General features: G+C 75.8%; 18 protein-coding genes. 9 read left to right on the top strand and 9 right to left on the bottom strand.

All coding sequences use genetic code 11. From position 1 onward, the window contains the following. The first annotated feature begins 6 nt into the window (after positions 1–6). On the top strand, positions 7–1896 hold the full coding sequence (locus AB0E19_RS02375; protein WP_362171837.1) for a CocE/NonD family hydrolase C-terminal non-catalytic domain-containing protein: 1890 nt from the start codon (positions 7–9) through the stop codon (positions 1894–1896). 18 nt (positions 1897–1914) lie between these two features. Here AB0E19_RS02375 and AB0E19_RS02370 read toward each other — a convergent pair whose 3' ends face one another. From AB0E19_RS02370 to AB0E19_RS02355, 4 genes are all read right to left on the bottom strand, one after another. Beyond that, positions 1915–2505 (bottom strand): nucleosidase, encoded by a 591-nt coding sequence (locus AB0E19_RS02370; RefSeq protein ID WP_362171834.1) that lies wholly within the window; start codon positions 2503–2505, stop codon positions 1915–1917. Between the two features lie 60 nt (positions 2506–2565). Next, positions 2566–2778 carry a DNA-binding protein gene (locus AB0E19_RS02365; protein WP_360608781.1) on the bottom strand — a complete coding sequence of 71 codons (213 nt, stop codon included), beginning with the start codon at positions 2776–2778 and terminating at the stop codon, positions 2566–2568. A gap of 113 nt (positions 2779–2891) precedes the next feature. Continuing rightward, positions 2892–4301 carry a VWA domain-containing protein gene (locus AB0E19_RS02360; RefSeq protein WP_362171829.1) on the bottom strand — a complete coding sequence of 470 codons (1410 nt, stop codon included), beginning with the start codon at positions 4299–4301 and terminating at the stop codon, positions 2892–2894. Next, positions 4298–5167 (bottom strand): MoxR family ATPase, encoded by an 870-nt coding sequence (locus AB0E19_RS02355; protein WP_362171826.1) that lies wholly within the window; start codon positions 5165–5167, stop codon positions 4298–4300. The genes AB0E19_RS02360 and AB0E19_RS02355 overlap by 4 nt, the downstream gene beginning before the upstream one ends. 188 nt (positions 5168–5355) lie before the next feature. Between AB0E19_RS02355 and AB0E19_RS02350 the strand changes: the two genes are divergently transcribed. Both AB0E19_RS02350 and AB0E19_RS02345 read left to right on the top strand, forming a co-directional pair. Further along, positions 5356–6555, top strand: a complete 1200-nt coding sequence (locus AB0E19_RS02350; RefSeq protein ID WP_362171823.1) for a GAF domain-containing SpoIIE family protein phosphatase — start codon at positions 5356–5358, stop codon at positions 6553–6555. A 135-nt stretch (positions 6556–6690) separates the two neighbouring features. Continuing rightward, the gene (locus AB0E19_RS02345; RefSeq protein ID WP_189951518.1) at positions 6691–7023 is read left to right on the top strand and encodes a luciferase family protein; all 333 of its coding nucleotides are present in this window, start codon (positions 6691–6693) and stop codon (positions 7021–7023) included. 22 nt (positions 7024–7045) lie between these two features. On the opposite strand, the gene AB0E19_RS02340 is transcribed toward AB0E19_RS02345, so the two are convergent. After that, a complete protein-coding gene (locus AB0E19_RS02340; protein ID WP_362171819.1) occupies positions 7046–7564 on the bottom strand; it encodes a PaaI family thioesterase in 519 nt (172 codons plus the stop codon). Positions 7565–7688: 124 nt separating this feature from the next. On the opposite strand from AB0E19_RS02340, the gene AB0E19_RS02335 reads away from it, so the two are divergent. Together AB0E19_RS02335 and AB0E19_RS02330 are read left to right on the top strand one after the other, a co-directional pair. Next, on the top strand, positions 7689–8159 hold the full coding sequence (locus AB0E19_RS02335; protein WP_362171816.1) for a helix-turn-helix domain-containing protein: 471 nt from the start codon (positions 7689–7691) through the stop codon (positions 8157–8159). 70 nt (positions 8160–8229) lie between these two features. Then, positions 8230–9093, top strand: coding sequence for a YhjD/YihY/BrkB family envelope integrity protein (locus tag AB0E19_RS02330; RefSeq protein WP_362171813.1), 864 nt, complete (start codon positions 8230–8232; stop codon positions 9091–9093). A gap of 5 nt (positions 9094–9098) precedes the next feature. On the opposite strand, the gene AB0E19_RS02325 is transcribed toward AB0E19_RS02330, so the two are convergent. Next, a complete protein-coding gene (locus tag AB0E19_RS02325; protein WP_362171810.1) occupies positions 9099–9926 on the bottom strand; it encodes an ABC transporter permease in 828 nt (275 codons plus the stop codon). Continuing rightward, positions 9923–10831, bottom strand: coding sequence for an ATP-binding cassette domain-containing protein (locus tag AB0E19_RS02320; protein WP_362171807.1), 909 nt, complete (start codon positions 10829–10831; stop codon positions 9923–9925). The genes AB0E19_RS02325 and AB0E19_RS02320 overlap by 4 nt, the downstream gene beginning before the upstream one ends. Positions 10832–10964: 133 nt before the next feature. On the opposite strand from AB0E19_RS02320, the gene AB0E19_RS02315 reads away from it, so the two are divergent. The 4 genes from AB0E19_RS02315 (at position 10965) to AB0E19_RS02300 (ending at position 13849) form a co-directional block, all read left to right on the top strand. Further along, positions 10965–12194, top strand: coding sequence for a histidine kinase (locus tag AB0E19_RS02315; RefSeq protein ID WP_362171804.1), 1230 nt, complete (start codon positions 10965–10967; stop codon positions 12192–12194). Continuing rightward, the gene (locus AB0E19_RS02310) at positions 12191–12931 is read left to right on the top strand and encodes a response regulator transcription factor (protein ID WP_362171801.1); all 741 of its coding nucleotides are present in this window, start codon (positions 12191–12193) and stop codon (positions 12929–12931) included. Before AB0E19_RS02315 ends, AB0E19_RS02310 begins: the two co-directional genes overlap by 4 nt. Before the next feature lie 89 nt (positions 12932–13020). Next, positions 13021–13233, top strand: coding sequence for a hypothetical protein (locus AB0E19_RS02305; protein ID WP_362171798.1), 213 nt, complete (start codon positions 13021–13023; stop codon positions 13231–13233). A 118-nt stretch (positions 13234–13351) separates the two neighbouring features. After that, a complete protein-coding gene (locus tag AB0E19_RS02300) occupies positions 13352–13849 on the top strand; it encodes a peptidylprolyl isomerase (protein ID WP_362171795.1) in 498 nt (165 codons plus the stop codon). Positions 13850–13948: 99 nt separating this feature from the next. On the opposite strand, the gene AB0E19_RS02295 is transcribed toward AB0E19_RS02300, so the two are convergent. Both AB0E19_RS02295 and AB0E19_RS02290 read right to left on the bottom strand, forming a co-directional pair. Then, positions 13949–14197, bottom strand: a complete 249-nt coding sequence (locus AB0E19_RS02295) for a type B 50S ribosomal protein L31 (RefSeq protein WP_362171792.1) — start codon at positions 14195–14197, stop codon at positions 13949–13951. A gap of 144 nt (positions 14198–14341) precedes the next feature. Next, the gene (locus tag AB0E19_RS02290; RefSeq protein ID WP_362171789.1) at positions 14342–16897 is read right to left on the bottom strand and encodes a SpoIIE family protein phosphatase; all 2556 of its coding nucleotides are present in this window, start codon (positions 16895–16897) and stop codon (positions 14342–14344) included. Positions 16898–16988: the final 91 nt, after the last annotated feature.

Genomic DNA, 16988 nt, shown 5'->3' with positions numbered 1-16988 from the left:
GTGCACGTGCCCCAGCCCAACCCCACCACCGACGGCGCGTCCGAGGAGTTCCCGGGATTCCCCGGCATCGGCGCGGCCCTCACCCAGGCCGACACGGACCGTCTCGCCGACGACGGCCTGTGGGCCTCCGGCGGCACGGTCCACCCCGAGGCCGTCCGCCTCGGCCAGACCGTCGTCACCGCCCTCCTCGACGACGGGGCGCTTCCGGAAGGCACGCTCCCCGCCGCCCTGGCCGAACGCGTCACCCGGGTCCGCGGCCTGGCCCTGCCCGGCTACCACCGCATCGAGACCACCGACGGCCACCGTCTCTCCGCCTTCAGCCTGCGGCAGCTCGCCCCCGGCCCGCACCCCCTCGTCGTCCTCCCCTCCGGCTGGACCCCCTTCGGCTGGGGCCTCTTCCCCGGCGCGTACCTCTCCCTCGCCCTGCGCGGCTACCACGTCCTCGCCTACACCCCGCGCGGCCTCGGCATCCCCGGCCTGCCGACCACCTCCGAGGGGCACGTCGACGTCGCGGGCCCGTACGACGTCGCCGACGGCTCCACCGTGATCGACTTTGCCGTCGAGCGCTTCGCCCCCGCCGTCACCGGCTTCATGGGCGAGTCCTACGGCTCCGGCATCAGCCGGCTCGTCGCCGCCCACGACGAACGCGTCGCCGCCGTCGTCGCCCTCAGCACCTGGGGCAACCTCGCCACCAGCCTCTACGAGAACCGGACCCGGCACGTCGCCGCCGTGAAGGCGCTGATCGGCTTCACCGGCGGGCCCGTGGAGGAGAAGTTCGACGAGGAGAACCGGAGGATCCTCGACGACTTCCTGAACGACCGGAACCTCGACGCCGTCGTCGGCTGGGCCGAGCGCCGCTCCCCGGAGACGTACACCGACCTCACCGACGACCACGGCACGCCCACCTTCTGCTCGAACACCTGGCACGAGAGCCTCTTCGCGGTGAACCAGACCGTCGACGCCTTCGACCGCCTCCGGGTCCCCAAGCGGCTCAACCTCTGGATCGGCGACCACGCCGCCCCCGAGGGCGCCGGCCTCCTCGGTACCCGGCCGGGCGCCCCCGACCCCGTCCTCGACGAGGCGTACGCCTGGCTCGACCACCACCTCAAGGGCGAGCGCAACGGCGTGGAGGACTGGGACGAGGTCTGCGCCCAGGTGATGTTCACGTACGTCACCGAGCCCGTGGCCGACCCGGTCACCGGCCGGCCCACCGGCGCCCGGCGGATCGTCGAACCCGCGGTCAGGGAATCCCGCCCCACCTGGCGGGACGTCACCGTCGGCCGCGAGGTCCTCGCCCTCACCGGCGAGGGCGCGGGCGGCGCGGACGGCGGGCTCGTGCCCCTCGGCGAGGACGGGACGGGCGGGCCGGCGACCGGGTGGCGCCGCACCTTCCTCGCGGGCGTCGACACCGAGGCCACCGCGATGGGCGAGCCGCTCAGGACCGGCCAGGAGGAGTGGAGGGGCAACCCGAAGATCTACGACACCCGCAAGATCGACCGCCGCCACGCCCTCGCCTGGACCACCGAACCCCTCGTGGCGGCCGACGGCGGGCCCGTCGGCCGGCGCGTCCGCGGCGTCCCGCGGCTGCGCCTGAGCGTCCGCTCCACCGTCACCACGGCCTGCCTCGTCGCCCACCTCTTCGACGTCGCCGAGGACGGCACGGCCCGGATCGTCACCCACGAGCCGCTCAACGCCTACGACCTGACGCCCGACCGGGACACCACCGTCACCTGGCGCCTGCAGGCCGCCGCGTACGACGTCCCGGCGGGCCACCGGCTGATGCTCGTCGTCGACAGCAAGGACCCGCTGTACGGCGACGCCTCCGTCACCTGGACGCAGACCGAGATCGGTTCGCCGCCCGAGGCCGCGTCGTTCCTGGAACTGCCGCTCGGCTGAGCGGCCGGGCGGTGCCGGTCAGAGGCGGTACGCCGGGATGTGGGCCGCCGCCCAGTCGGCCAGCTCGCGGGAGCAGGCGGCGACCGACTCGCGCCAGGTGCGGTCGGCGCCGGCGCCCGCCTCGTCGCTGACGTGCTTCACCATCCGCAGCGGCACCCCGGCGAGCTCCGCGGCGGCGGCCAGGGCGTACCCCTCCATGTCGACCAGCGGGGCCCGCTCGGCCAGCCGGGCGCGGGAGGCCTCGTCGGAGATGAACGCGTCCCCGGTGGCGAGCACCACGTCCCCGCCGTCGGGGAGGGAGATCGGCGCCCCGAACGTCTCGCCCGTCGTCAGCCGCGCGAGGGCCTCGCCGTCGAGGTCGTGCTGGACGACGGTGCCGACGACGTGCGTGCCCGTCCAGCCGGCGCGCAGCGCGCCGGCGGTGCCGAGGTTGACGACGCCCGTGGGGCGCGGGCCCCGGGCCAGGGCGGTGGCGAGGGCGGTCGCGGCGTTCACCTTGCCTATGCCGGTGAGGAGCACGGGCAGCGACGTGTCCAGGAACTGCGCCTCCTCCTTGACGGCGAGGACGAGCAGCGGGCGGTCGGGGGTGATGTCTCCCAGGAGTTCCATGGCCCCCACGCTAGAACGCCCGCCCCGGGGCAGTACAGCCGAGGGTCGGTCCAGGCGGGGTCAGCCGAGTGCGGTGCCGCGCTCGGCCAGGGCCTCGGCGAGTACCCGCAGGGCCTTCGGGCCCACTCCGTGCAGAGCGGCGAGCTCGGCGGCCGGCACCCCGGCCAGCCGGTCGAGCCCGGTGTACCCGGCGGCGACGAGCGCACGGGTCGCGGGCGCGCCGATACCGCGCGGGAAGTCGGTCTCGGGACGGTCGGATCCGGTCGGGGCCATGGCCCGATCCTGCCACGGGCGGGCCTGCCGCGCGCCGCTCCCCGGCTCGGCGCCGACGGGGCGGGGCGCGGTGCGGACGGGGCGGGGCGCTGTGCGGACGGGGCCGGAGCGGTTCAGACGGGGAGGAGGCGGGCGATGAGCTCGCCGAGCTGGCGGGCGTTGCGGCAGGAGCGCATGTCCACGAGCTGCGCGTAGAGCGGGGCCACCGAGTCGCCGGTGCCCCACAGGGCGGGCTGTTCGGGGTTGAGCCAATGGACCCTGCGGGCCCGCTCCGCGATCAGTCGCAGCGCCTCGGGGCGGGGGTCGGCGTTGTTGGTGCGGGCGTCGCCGAGGACGAAGACGACGGTGCGGGGGCCGACGGCGTCCGCGTACCGCTCGGCGAACTCGTCGAGTGCCGTCCCGTAGTCGCTCTGCCCGTGCCAGCCGGTCAGCCGGGCCCCCGCGAGGATCCGCTCGCCGAGCCCGGCGGGATCCGCCGCGCCCGGGGACAGCAGCCCCGTCACCTCGTCGCACCGGTTGACGAAGGCGAACACCCGCACCCGGCTGAACTGGTCGTGCAGCGCCTGCACCAGGACCATCGTGAACTGCGCGAAACCCGCCACCGAACCGGACACGTCGCACAGCAGCACCAGCTCCGGCCGGCCCGGCCGGCGCCGGCGCAGCACCGGCCGCACCGGCACGCCGCCCGTCGACAGCGAGCCCCGCAGGGTCCGGCGCAGATCGATCCCGCCGCGCGCGGCCCGCCGCCGCCGGGCCGCGAGCCGGGTCGCCAGCTTCCGAGCCAGCGGCCGTACCGTGCGCCGCAGCTCCTCCAGCTGCTCCCGTCCGGCCAGCAGGAAGTCCACCCGGTCCGCCGTCACGGCCACCGCCCGCCGGGCCACCTCGTCGCGGCCCCGCAGCTCGGCGACCCGCCGCCGCGCCTCGGTCCGCACCCGCTCGCGGAAGCCCTCGACGGCCCGCCGGATCTCGTCGTCGAGCAGCCGGTCGGTGAAGTCCGGCTCCCGCCCGGCCGCCGTGCGCGCGGCCCGCACCCGGGCCAGGAGCGTCTCGGGGCGGAGCCGGGAGAGCGTCTGGTACGAGGACCAGCCGTCCGTCCCGGGGCCGGAGCCGTACCCGCCGAAGCCGGCGACCGCCTCCGCCGCCAGCCGGTCCAGGAGCGCCGTGTCACCGGCGGCGAGCGCCTCGGCGATCCGGGCGCGCAGCGCGGCCAGGGCGGCGGCGTCACCTGCCCCACCGGTCCCGCCCGCCTCGACGCCGTGCCGGCCGGGGACGGTGACGACGGCGGGGAAGTACAGGTCGAAGACCCGGTCGAAGACCGGACGCTGCCGTTCCCCGTGCAGCAGGGTCGCGGCGAGCGCCTCCCGCATCCGCTCCCGGTCGGCGAACCCGACGGCTTCGAGCGCGAGCCCGGCGTCGACGGTCTCACCGGTCCCGATGCCGAAGCCGTGGTCGCGCAGCGCCGCCACCAGCCCGGTGAGACGCGCGACCGGCCCGGTCACCGACGCGGTGCCGTCGCCGCTCACACCGCGTCCAGGTCGAGCTGGGCCCCGGCCCGCACGATGTCGTCCTGGTGCTTGAGCAGCACGCCGAGGGTCTCCCGGACCACCCGCTCGTCCAGCCGGTCCGCGCCCAGCGCGAGCAGCGTCCGCGCCCAGTCGACCGTCTCCGACACGGACGGCACCTTGCGCAGGTCCATCGCGCGCAGCGCCCCCACGACCCGGACCACCGAGGCCGCGAGGGCCGCGTCGAGGCCGGGCACCTTGAGCGTCACGATCCGGCGCTCCAGCTCCTCCTCGGGGAAGCCGATGTGCAGGAAGAGGCAGCGCCGGCGCAGCGCCTCGGTCAGCTCGCGCGCGGCGTTGGAGGTGAGGACCGTGAAGGGGCGCCGGGCGGCGGTGATCGTGCCCAGCTCGGGCACGGTGACCTGGAAGTCGCCGAGGACCTCCAGGAGCAGGCCCTCGATCTCGACGTCGGCCTTGTCGGTCTCGTCGACGAGCAGCACGGTCGGCTCCTCGGAGCGGATCGCGGTCAGCAGCGGCCGGGGGAGGAGGAACTCCTCGCTGAAGATGTCGGTGCGGGCCTCGTCCCAGGACTCGCCGCGCCCCGCGGTGATCCGCAGCAGCTGCTTGGCGTGGTTCCACTCGTACAGCGCGCGGGCCTCGTCGACGCCCTCGTAGCACTGGAGCCGCACGAGCCGGGCGTCGGCCGCCTCGGCGACGGCCTTGGCCAGCTGCGTCTTGCCGACGCCCGCGGGGCCCTCGACCAGGAGCGGCTTGCCGAGGCGGTCGGCGAGGAAGACGGTGGTGGCGATGGCGGGGGAGGCCAGGTAGCCGGTGGCCGCGAGCCGTTCCGTGACCTCGTCGACGGAGTCGAAGAACCCGTTCGTCATGGCTGTCCCCCCGGGGAGCGAAGATTCGTACTGGCCGGTAGCCTCTGGCTGTACTTGATCAGATCCCGCACCACCGCACAACCGTTCCCGCGCCGGCCCGCGCCGCGCGCGGAACGCCGCCCGCTGGTGCAATGGGGGTGTGCGGGCGCCCGCCGCCCGCCCGGTGGCCGCACGGCGGTGGAGGTGTCGTGGCGGAACGAGAAGAGGCGCCCACCCCGGCCCGCGAGGGGCCGCGGCCCCTCGCGGAGGTCCTGCAAGCCGCGATCGGCTCCATCGGGACCACGCTGGACGAGGCCACCACCCGCCACGAACTCGCCGTCTTCCTCACCCGCCACCCCGGCGGAACCGCCGTCGTCACCCTGACCACCGACGCCGACCGGAAGGCCGCCCCCGGGTCCGAGGCCCCGGGCGACGCGGGCGAGGGCGCCCAGGGCGCGGGCGCTCAGGGTGAGGGCACCGCCCACACCCTCTCCGCCCCGCTCGCCGTGGACCGGGAGCGTGCGCTCGGCACGGTCACCCTGGCCCGGCCCGCGCCGCCGTACACCGAGGACGACCGGGTCGTCGTGGAGCAGGCGGCGCGGCTCGCCGCCCGGCACATCCGGCATGCCCGGCGGCTCGCCGCCACCGAGTCCGTCGCCCTCCACCTCCAGCGGGCGCTCGTCGCCGAACCGGGCCGGCCGCACCCCAACCTGGAGATCTCCGGCCGCTACCTGCCCGCGGGCCCGCGCACCCTGGTCGGCGGCGACTGGTTCGAGACGGTACGGCTCCACTTCGGCCGCAGCCTCCTCGTCGTCGGCGACGTCATGGGCCACGGCCTCGACGCCGCCGTCGACATGAACGCCTACCGCTCCGCCCTCCGGGAGGTCGCCTCCACCGACCTCCCGCCCCACCGGGTGCTGCGCCACCTGGACGCGGTGGTCGCGGAGGACGGCGCCCGCCGCCCCGCCACCTGTCTGCTGGTCCGCGTCGACCCCGGTCGCGGCACCGCCACCTTCGCCAGCGCCGGCCACCTCCCGCCCGCGGTCTTCGGCCGGGACGGCTCCGCCGAACTCGTCGACCTTCCCGTCGGCCCGCCGCTCGGCACCGGCGTCGGCGGCTACGAACCCGCCACCCGGCCGCTCGGCGCGGGCGACACCCTGCTCCTCTTCACCGACGGCCTGGTCGAACGGCGCGGCGAGGACATCGACGTCTCGCTGGCCCGGCTGGCCGGACTGCGCCTGCCGCCGGACCCCGGGCCCGAAGGGGTCGTCGAGGAGGTCCTCCGCCGGCTCGACGCGCGCCACGCCGAGGACGACGTCGCCGTCCTCGCCGCCCGGGTCCGCGCCCGTCCGGCGAGCCGGCCCGAGGGCGGTGACGGAGCGCTCCCCGGACCCCACCCACCGTGGTGACAAACCGTCACATCGCCCTCTTCCGCCGTCCGTTTCCGGTCTCGACGGGATTCTTTCGCCAGGACGCTTGTGCCGGGCCCCGGAGCCCGGCACGCTCCTCGTATGAACACGGCCAGGCATGCCAGTGAACGTCTGATGAGCTGGCCCTCGCTGACCCGTGGCCGTACGCACTGCGGTGCGGAACTCGGCCTCGGGACGGCGACGGAGGAGATCGTCCATTTCCACGGCGAGCACGAGGCCGACGTCCACCTCACCCGGGCGATGGTCGCCCGGCTGCGCCCCGCCCTCCAGAACTCGACCGCGGTACGGCTCCGGGCCGGCTCCGGCTGGGTGACGGTGCGGCTCGACGCCGGCTCCGACATCGACCTGCTGGCCACCCTGGTCAGCGCCGCCCTCCAGGCGACCGCGGCTCCCGACGCGGCCCCCGACCGCTGTACCCGCGCCCGCCCGGTCCTCGCGCAGCGCTGACCGGACGGACGCGTGCCGGGCGTCAGGCGCGAGCGCCTGCGCCCGGCTCCCGGCCGGGAACCGGGAAGAGCATGCAGGTGCTGGTGGCGTGCGCGAGGAGGCGGTCCTCCTCGTCGTACAGGCCGGCCTCCGCGAGGGCGGTGCGCCGCCCCTGGGAGAGGACCGTGCCGACGGCCCGCACCGTGCCCGTGTCCATCGTGATCGGCCGCAGGAAGCGGGTCTGCAGGTCGAGCGAGGTGTACGCGGTCCCCAGCGGCAGCGTGGTGTGCACCGCGCACCCGGCCGCCGAGTCGAGGAGCGTGGCGTAGACGCCGCCGTGCACGCTGCCGATCGGGTTGTAGTGCTCCTCGCCGGGCTCCAGGACGAAGACCGCCCGCCCGTGCTCGGCCTCCGCCAGGGAGAAGCCGAGCAGCGCCGCGATCGGCGGTCCCGGCAGCCGGCCCGCGATCATCTCGCGCAGGAAGTCGAGCCCGGCCATCGAGGCCGCCGCCCGCGCCGTGGCCCCGGCGTCCTCCCACTCGACCGTCCGTGACCGCCCCATGACCACTCCGCTCCGTCGTCCCCGTCGATCCCCGCCGGCGTTCCGGCAGCTGACTCTGTCCATCGAAGCTAGCCCTGACGTCGGCTGACTGTCAACGACAGAGCCAGGTGGCTACAGTGGGACGATGAAGTGGCTGGAGATCGACACCGAGAACTGCTCGGTCCGCCGCACCCTGGACCTGGTGGGCGAGAAGTGGAGCCTGCTCATCCTGCGTGACGCCTTCAACGGCGTCCGCCGGTACGACGACTTCCGCCGCCACATCGGCCTCTCCGAGGCCGTCCTCGCCGACCGGCTCCGCAAGCTCGTCGCCGCCGGAGTCCTCAGCAGCGTGCCCTACCGGGAACCGGGCACCCGCACCCGCCACGAGTACCGGCTCACCCCCAAGGGCGTCGACCTCTGGCCCGTCATGCTCGCCCTCAAGCAGTGGGGCGACACCCACACCGGCGACCCCGAGGGCCCCGTCCTGGACATCCGCCACACGGCCTGCGGCTCCCCCGTCCGGGTCGTCGTTCAGTGCGCCGGCGAGGACGCCGAGGTCCTCACCGCCCGCGAGGTCACCGCCACCCCCGGCCCCGCCGCCCGCCGCCTCCCCTGAGCGGACCCGCACCCACCCGTTCGGCCGCATCGCTGCGGGACCCGGCCCTCGGGCGGGTACCGCACCTGACATGCCCCCCACCCCGGAGACGCCGAGCGACCCGCCGCCGCCCGAACACACCCCCTGGTTCCAGCGGTCGCGCGTCCGCCTGGCCGAGTCGCACGCGGGGCTGATCTGGAACCGGGGCCGCGCGGTGGAACTCATGCACCGCGCCATGGGATTCGCCGCCCTCAGCCTCCTCACCCTCGTCCCCCTCCTCATCGTCGTCGCCGCCGCCGACCTCTCCCGCGGCCAGGGCTTCGCCCGCTGGCTCATCCAGGGCCTCGGCGTCACCGAGGTCTCCGAGGAGGAGGTCGAGCAGCTCTTCGGCCAGCCCGGCCAGGCGCTCCAGCGCACCACCGCCTTCGGTCTCGCCGCCCTCGCCGCCTTCGGCGTCACCTTCGGCTCCGCCGTCCAGACCGGGTACGAGCGCGTCTGGGACCTCCCGACCGCCCGCTGGCACACCATGTGGCGCCACGTCGTCTGGCTCGCCGTCCTCGTCGCCGCCCTCCTCCTCTTCGTCGCCTTCCCCGCCCCCGAACACGCCCCCGCGGGCGTCACGGTCCTCGTCGCCCTCGGCGACCTCCTCGGCACCTTCCTCTTCTTCTGGTGGTCCCAGCGCTTCCTCCTCTGCGGCCGCCTCCGCTGGCGGGCCCTGCTCCCCGGCGCCGTGCTCACCGCCCTCGGCCTCCTCGGGCTGCGGATCTTCTCCCAGCTGGTCTTCTCCCCGCTGATCGCCTCCAACGCCGTCACCTACGGCCAGTTCGGCACCGTCCTCGTCCTGCAGTCCTGGCTCGTCGGCGTCGGCTTCGTCGTCTACGGCGGCGCCCTCGTCGGCCGCCTCGTCCACGAGATCCTCGTCCGCCGCCGCCTCACCCGGCCGGACCCCCGCTGACCGCCTCACTGGTCCCGTCGGCGCACCACCACCACCGTCACCAGGATCGAGGCCACGGCCCAGGCGCCGTACACCAGCCACGCCCCGCCCGTCGTCCACGGGTACGGCCCCACCGCGCCGTCCCCGGCCAGCCGGTGCCACGCCCGGAACGGCGTCGTGTGCGCGAGCACCGCCGTCGGCCGCCGCTCCTCGCTCAGCACCATCGGCAGCACGAGCAGCAGCACCACCGCACCGACCACGGCCGCCGCCCCGCGCCGCAGCAGCGCCCCCAGCGCCATCCCGGCCAGCGCGCTCACCGGAGCGAGCAGCGCCGACGCCACCACGAGCCGCACCGCCCCCGGATGGTCCGGCGACACCCCGGCACCGCGCAGCGACAGCACCGCCTGCGTGGCCCAGAACGAGCCGCCCGCGACCACCGCCCCGAACCCGGTGTACACCCCGGCGAGGACCAGCGCCCGCGCCGAGACCAGCGCCCCGCGCGCCGGCACCGCCGCGAACGTCGTCCGCACCTGCCCGCTGCCGTACTCGCCGACCACCGCCACCGCGCCCATCGCCGCGCACCACAGCACCAGCACCGTCGCCGCGTTCCCCGTGAACGCGTCCCCGAGCGCCATGCCGTCCGTCACGAACGCCGCCCGCGCCGCCTCGTCGTACGCGTGCCAGTACCGCCAGTGGTCCCACGCCGCGCCCACGTTGAAGGCGGCCACCGCCAGCGTGCCGAGCAGCAGCGACCAGCCCGTCGAACGCAGCGACCACAGCTTCAGCCACTCCGAGGCCACCAGGTCCCGGAACCTCGCCCGCGGCTCCACCACCGAAGCGATCAGTGTCGTCATCGCGCATCCCCCGCCGTGTAGTCGGCGCTCTCCGCCGTCAGCTCCATGAACGCCTCCTCCAGGGAGGCCCTGCGGGCCGTCAGCCCGTCGAGCACCACCCCGTGCCCGGCCGCCAGCTCGCCGATCCGGGCCGCGCTCAGCCCCGTCACCGTCAGCCGGCCCTCCTCCGCGACCACCTCCGCGCCCGCGGCGAGCAGCAGCGGCGTCAGCACCCCGGGGGACGGAGTCCCCACCGCCACGCTCGGCCGCGCGCCGCGCGCCGCGAACTCCGCCAGGCTCTCCTCGGCGATCAGCCGGCCCCGGCCGACCACCACCAGGTCGTCGGCGGTGTGCTCCATCTCGCTCATCAGATGGCTGGAGACGAAGACCGTCCGGCCCTCCGCCGCGAGCCGCCGGAACAGCCCCCGCACCCAGCGGACGCCCTCCGGGTCGAGCCCGTTCAACGGCTCGTCGAAGAGCAGCACCGGCGGATCGCCCAGCAACGCGCCCGCGATGCCGAGCCGCTGCCGCATCCCCAGCGAGAAGCCGCCGGTCCGCCGCCGCGCCGCACCGGCCAGACCGACCTCCGCCAGCACCGCGTCGACCCGCGCGAGCGGGATCCGGTTGCTCCGCGCGAGGGCCGCGAGATGCGCCCGGGCCGTCCGCCCGCCGTGCACGTCCGAGGCGTCGAGGAGCGCGCCCACGTGCCGCAGCCCGCGCGGCCGGTCCGCGAACCGCAGGCCCCCGACCGTCACCTCCCCGCTCGTCGGCGCGTGCAGCCCGAGGACCATCCGCAGGGTGGTGCTCTTCCCCGCGCCGTTGGGCCCGAGGAAGCCGGTGACCCGGCCCGGCCGCACGGTGAAGGTCAGCCCGTCGACCGCGGTGGTGGCGCCGTAGCGCTTCGTGAGTTCCCTTGCTTCGATCATGTCCACCACGGTGCCGAACGGACCCGCACCCGGGCATCCGACCAGGACGGACAGCGACGTGACCCGCCGTCATCCCCGGTCGTACGACCAGGGGTCGATGCCCCGGCCCGGCGCCGCGCTCTACGATCACCGGATGTCAGCGACCGCGCCAGCGCCCCTCCGTACACGGGTCACCCCCGGCTGGTGGGCCGCGCTCGCCTGGCTCGCCGGGCTCCTCTTCACCGTGCTCCTCCGGCTGCGGCTGCCCGGCCAGCAGGAGGCCGACGTCCTCGCCGGCGTCGTCTTCCTCCGCTGGGACGGGCTCACGGCGCTCGGCCTCGCCACCGCCCTCGCCCTGCGCGGCAGCGCGCTCCTCGAACGCCGGCCCACCGCCGCCCTCGGCCACCTCCTGGCCGCCGCGGTCCTCGGCTCCACGCCGCTGGGCGTCACCGCCATCCCGCTCGCCCAGTACGTCGCCGTCGACGTGGCCCTCTACGTGATCGCCGACCGGCGGCCCGCGAAGGAGTCCGAACGGGCCCTCGTCCTCGCGGCCGGCGTCGTCCTCGGCCACCTCGCCGTCCGGGCCCTCGCCGGCTGGACCGCGGGCACCACCACGGCCCTCGCCGTGGTCGCCACCGCCGGTGCCGTCTGGCTCCTCGGCCGCTCGGCGCGCCAGACCCGGCTGCACGCCGAGGAGACCCGCGGCCGCTCCGCCGCACAGGCCGTCACCGCCGAACGGCTCCGGATCGCGCGGGAGATGCACGACACCGTCGCCCACAGCATCGGCATCGTCGCCCTCCAGGCGGGAGCCGCCCGCCTCGTCATCGACAAGCGCCCCGAACTGGCCCGCGACGCGCTCGACGAGATCGAGGCCGCCAGCCGGGAGACCCTCGCGGGCCTGCGCCGCATGCTCGGCGCCCTGCGCGGCGCCGACGCGCCCGGCACGGCCGGCGACCCCGCGCTCCCCGAGCTGCCCGGGCTCGCCGCGCTCGACCGGCTCGCCGAGACCACCGGCGCCGCCGGGGTGCGCGTCACCGTCCGCCGCGTCGGCGCCCCGCGGCGCCTGCCGCCCGACGTCGACCTCTCCGCCTTCCGGGTCCTCCAGGAGTCCGTCACCAACGTGGTCCGCCACTCCGGCGCCGACCACTGCACCGTCACCGTCGACCACCGCGACCCCGGGGTCCTCGCCCTCACCGTCGAGAACCCCGCCGCCGCCCCCGGCCGGCGGCGCGCGCCGACCGGCGGCGGCTCCGGCTACGGCCTCGTCGGCATGCGCGAGCGCGTCGGACTGCTCCACGGCCAGTTCACCGCGGGGCCCCGCCCCGGCGGAGGCTTCCGGGTCACCGCCCACCTGCCCGTCCCACCAGGAGACGCCCCCGCATGAGCGACACCACCGCCCCCGCCCCGCGCCCGGTCCGGGTCGTCCTCGCCGACGACCAGCCGCTGGTGCGCACCGCCCTGCGCATGGTCATGGCGGAGACCGAGGACCTGCGCGTCGCCGGCGAGGCGTCCGACGGCGCCGAGGCCGTGCGGCTCGTCGAGGAGACCGGCGCCGACGTCGTCGTCATGGACCTGCGCATGCCCGGCACCGACGGGATCGAGGCGACCCGGAGGATCACCGCCGGCCGGTCCGGCGCCCGCGTCGTCGTCCTGACGACCTTCGACGACGACGACCACGTCTACGGCGCGCTGCACGCCGGCGCGTCCGGCTTCCTCGTCAAGGACATGGCGATGGACGACATCCTCGCCGCCGTCCGCGTCGTCGCCTCCGGCGACGCCCTCATCGCCCCCGCCGTCACGGGACGGCTCATCAGGGAGTTCACCCGCCGCCCCCGCGACGGCCGGGCCGCCGCGCCGGACGGGCCGACCCCCGCCGCCCGGCACGTCGCCGGACGCACCACGGAACGCGAGCGGGAGGTCCTCACCCTCGTCGGCCGGGGCCTGCCGAACGCGGAGATAGCCGAGGAGCTCCACATCACCCTCGCCACGGTGAAGACCTACGTCACCCGGCTCCTCGCCAAACTCGACGCCCGCGACCGGGTCCACCTCGTGATCCTCGCCTACGAGGCCGGCCTCGTCGCCACCGGGGACTCCGTGCCCCCGGGGCGAGTTGACGGATGACCGGGCCCGTCGCCCCGCGCGCCGTGGTCCGGGACCCATCGGCGGCGGGGCGGCCGTAACTCTTTTCCGTCCCGGCAGTTGACCAGGGCATGAAGAAGCGCAGCATGCTCGCCATCGCCTCCCTCGCCGCAGGCGTCGTCACCGCCCTCGTCAGCCCGCCGCCGCAGGCCAGCGCGGCGGAGAGCCCGCTCGGCGGGGCCACCGGACTCCTCCAGGAGGACGGCGCCGGGGCCGTGCTCCACGAGACCGTCACGACCGTGGAGGGCGCCGTCGCCGACGGCGCGGGGAAGGGCCTCGGCTGAGCCTCGCCCACCGTCTCCGGTGCCCCGCGTCCCTGTCGGCGCGGGGCACCGGTGCGTCGTGACCCGCCGGGCGGCGGCCCGGGCGCGCGCGGTGCGCGGGTAATGACAGGATGTCCCCATGAGCAACAACGTTTTCTTCGACATCACCATCAACGACGAGCCGGCCGGCCGGATCGTCTTCACCCTGTTCGACGAGGTCGTCCCGCAGACCGCGCGGAACTTCCGCGAGCTCGCCACCGGCCAGAACGGCTTCGGCTACGAGGGCTCCGGCTTCCACCGCGTCATCCCCGCCTTCATGCTCCAGGGCGGTGACTTCACCAACCACAACGGCACCGGCGGCAAGAGCATCTACGGCGCGAAGTTCGAGGACGAGAACTTCAAGCTGAAGCACGACCGCCCGTTCCTGCTCTCGATGGCGAACGCGGGCAAGAACACCAACGGTTCGCAGTTCTTCATCACCACGATCGTCACCGACTGGCTCGACGGCAAGCACGTCGTCTTCGGCGAGGTCGTCGAGGGCCAGGACCTGGTCAAGAAGATCGAGGCCCTGGGCTCCGCCTCCGGCGCCACCAAGGCCGCCATCAAGATCGCCAAGTCCGGCGTCGTCGAGGGCTGACCCGCCCCCGCGCGGTTCCTCACGGACCGGAACGCCACGGTGCGGGCGGGGTGACGTCGCCACGACGACACCCCGCCCCGCCCGGGTCCTCCGGGCGCCTCAGTCGCCCTCGCCGTACCGGCGCTCGAACTTCGCGATCCGGCCCTCCGTGTCGACCGTCCGCGCCTTCCCCGTGAAGAACGGGTGGCTCTCCGAGGAGATCTCGACGTCGATCACCGGATAGGTGTTGCCGTCGTCCCACTCGATGGTCCGCTCGCTCGTCGCCGTCGACCGCGTCAGGAACGCGTACCCCGCCGAGCGGTCGCGGAAGACCACCGGCCGGTAGTCGGGCTGCTTGTCCTGCTGCACGGGACCTCCTCGCCTCGGGCGGCCGACGCGCGCCCACCCGGTTCTCGTCCGGCCCGGACGGCCGGACCCTCCCCAGCCTCGCCGCGCCCGCCCCCGCCGACCAGCGCCGCTGACCCGACCGGGTGAGACGCCTCGGTACGCGCCCTAGCCGCCGTGCCGCCGCCAGCGGGACGCGAGCAGCAGGGCGATGTCGTCGGGGCGGTCCGAGGAGCGCACCGCCTCGTGCATCAGGCGGTCCGCCGCCTCCGCCAGCGGCAGCGAGCCCGTCGACGCCAGGATCCGGCGCAGCCGCTCCACGCCCTCGTCGATGTCCGCGCCCGGACGCTCCACCAGGCCGTCCGTGAAGAGCGCCAGGACCGCACCCTCCTCAAGGCGCAACCGGGTCACCGGGTAGGCCGCGCGGCCGTCCACCCCGAGGACCACCCCGCCGGCGATGTCCAGCAGCTCCGCCGCGCCGTCCGGCCGCCGCAGCAGCGGCTGCGGATGCCCCGCCCGCACCGCCTGCACGTCGCCCGTCCTCGCGTTCAGCAGGACGTAGCAGGCGCTGGCGAACTGGCCGGGGTCCAGGTCGATCAGCAGCCGGTTGGTGCCGCGCACGACCTCCTGCGGGGGCAGGCCGCTCAGCGCGAAGGCCCGCACCGCGCTGCGCAGCTGACCCATCGTCGCCGCCGCCGCGACCCCGTGCCCCTGCACGTCGCCGATGACCAGCGCCAGTTCGCCGCCGGCCGTCTCCACCACGTCGTACCAGTCCCCGCCGACGTCCATGCCCTGCGTCCCCGGCAGATAGCGGCCCACCGTCTCCATGCCCTCGCGGACCGGCAGCCGGTGCGGCAGCAGCGCGTCCTGGAGGCCCCGCGCCACGGCGGCCTCGGTGTCGTACCGCTGCGCCCGCTCCAGCGCCTGGGCGATCAGCCCGGCCAGCGCCGTGAGCACCGCCCGCTCCTCCGGCCCGAAGTCGCGCGGCCGGTCGAAGCCGAGGATGCACGAGCCCACCGGCCGGCCCGAGGCGATCAGCGGCAGGAACGCCCGCGCGCCCGACTCCGCGTCCAGCGGCAGCTCCGGATAGGCCCGGTGCAGCATCTGCATCGACTCGAAGAACATCGCCCGCCCGGACGTCAGCACGTCCACGCCCGGCACGCGGGCGTCGAGCGCCACCCCGTCGAAGGGGTCGAGGAAGCCCGGCGGGAAACCCGTCTCCCACGCCAGGTACATCCGCCGCTCGCTCAGCAGGTAGATCGCCAGCTGCCGGCCGCCGAAGGCCGGCAGCAGCTCCTCCGTGACCACCGCCGACACCTGCCGAGCCGTCACCGCCTCCGTCAGCGCGATCGCCAGCGCCACCGGCCGGTAGAGCGACGCCGCCCGCGCGGCCTCCGAGCCGAGCCCGTCCCCGGCGCGCACGGACGGCGTGGGAGGCGCCGGCGGTACGGCGGACCCGGGCTCCGGTTCCTCCTCGGGGACGAGGACCATCGTCACCCCGTCCCGGCCCGGGTGCAGCGACACCGACAGCCACCGCCCCTCCTCCGGGCGGGCCAGGAACCGCACCGGCTCCGTCGACAGCAGCGCCGCCCGCAGCTGCTCCTCGTGGAACGGCAGCCCGAACCACGGCAGCGCCTCCCACAGCGGCCGCCCGGCCAGCGCCCCGCGCGGGCGGCCCAGGAGGCGCTCGGTGCGCTCGTTGACGTACGTGACCCGCCCCAGCCGGTCGATGGCCAGGATCGCCCGGGGCAGCCGGTCCGTGGCGTCCGAGCCGACCAGGCCCGTGCCCAGGTCCACCAGGTTGCCCGCCAGGTGCCCGTGCCCGTCCGCCCCGACGAACCGCGAGCGCGCCGACACCTCCAGGAGGTGCAGCCCGCCGTCCGGCCCCCTCAGACGCAGGCGGCGCACCCCGCCGCCGTCGTCCGCCGTGCCCGTCCTGCGGGCCGCCGCCCACAGCGCGTACCCGTCCTCCGGATCGAGCCGTGAGGTCAGCGCCTCGATCGGCAGCAGGGAGGCGTCCGGGACGCCGAGGATCGCCCGCAGGCCGTCGTCCATCGTCACCGTCCCCGCCGCCAGGTCCCAGTCGAAGGAACCGAACCGCACCGGCGGCACCGCCCCCGACGGCAGCTGCACGCAGACCGGGTCGCCCGGCCACCACACGCCGGTGCCGCGCGCCGAGAGCTCCGCGAGCACCTCGCCGAGCCGCAGCCCCGCCCGGGTCATCCGCTCCCGGTCCCGCGTCCCGACCGGCAGCCCCGGCGTCGGCGGGCGCAGCACCACGAGGACCCCGAAGCGCTCCCCGCCGGCGACCACGGGGGCGTACAGGGAGGCGAAGGGGAAGGGCAGGCTCGCCACCAGCTGGGGGAAGCGCCGCATCGAGTCCTCGACGTCCGCCAGGTGCACCGGCTGCCCCGACCGGTGGACCTCGGCGACCGGGAAGGGGCGGTTGGTGTGCATCCGCGACCACGGCCGGAACAGCTCGCCCGGCAGTCCGGCCAGGATCGAGAGGCGCAGCAGCCCCTCCGTACCGGAGCGGAGGTACACCCCGCCGGCGTAGCCGCCGACCGCCTCCACGGCGTCCGTCGCCGCCTCCGCCAGCGCCTGCGTCAGGGCTTGCGACGGAGTGCCGGGGGGCGGGCCCGGGGCCGGGCCCTGGGGCGGGCCGGGGCCCGGGCCGTGCGGGGTCACACAGCCAGCATGCGCCCGGCCCGAAAGCCGCCGCATCCCGACGAGGGGTCGGCCCGGCCCGGATCGGGTCTCCCGCCGGTCGTCCGTCGCGCGCGCGGGGCGCCCGGAACACGCCCGGAGGACACCC

The organism is Streptomyces sp. NPDC047974, from assembly GCF_040653375.1.
Lineage (GTDB): Bacteria > Actinomycetota > Actinomycetes > Streptomycetales > Streptomycetaceae > Streptomyces.
This window is presented reverse-complemented; position numbering and strand designations above follow the sequence as displayed.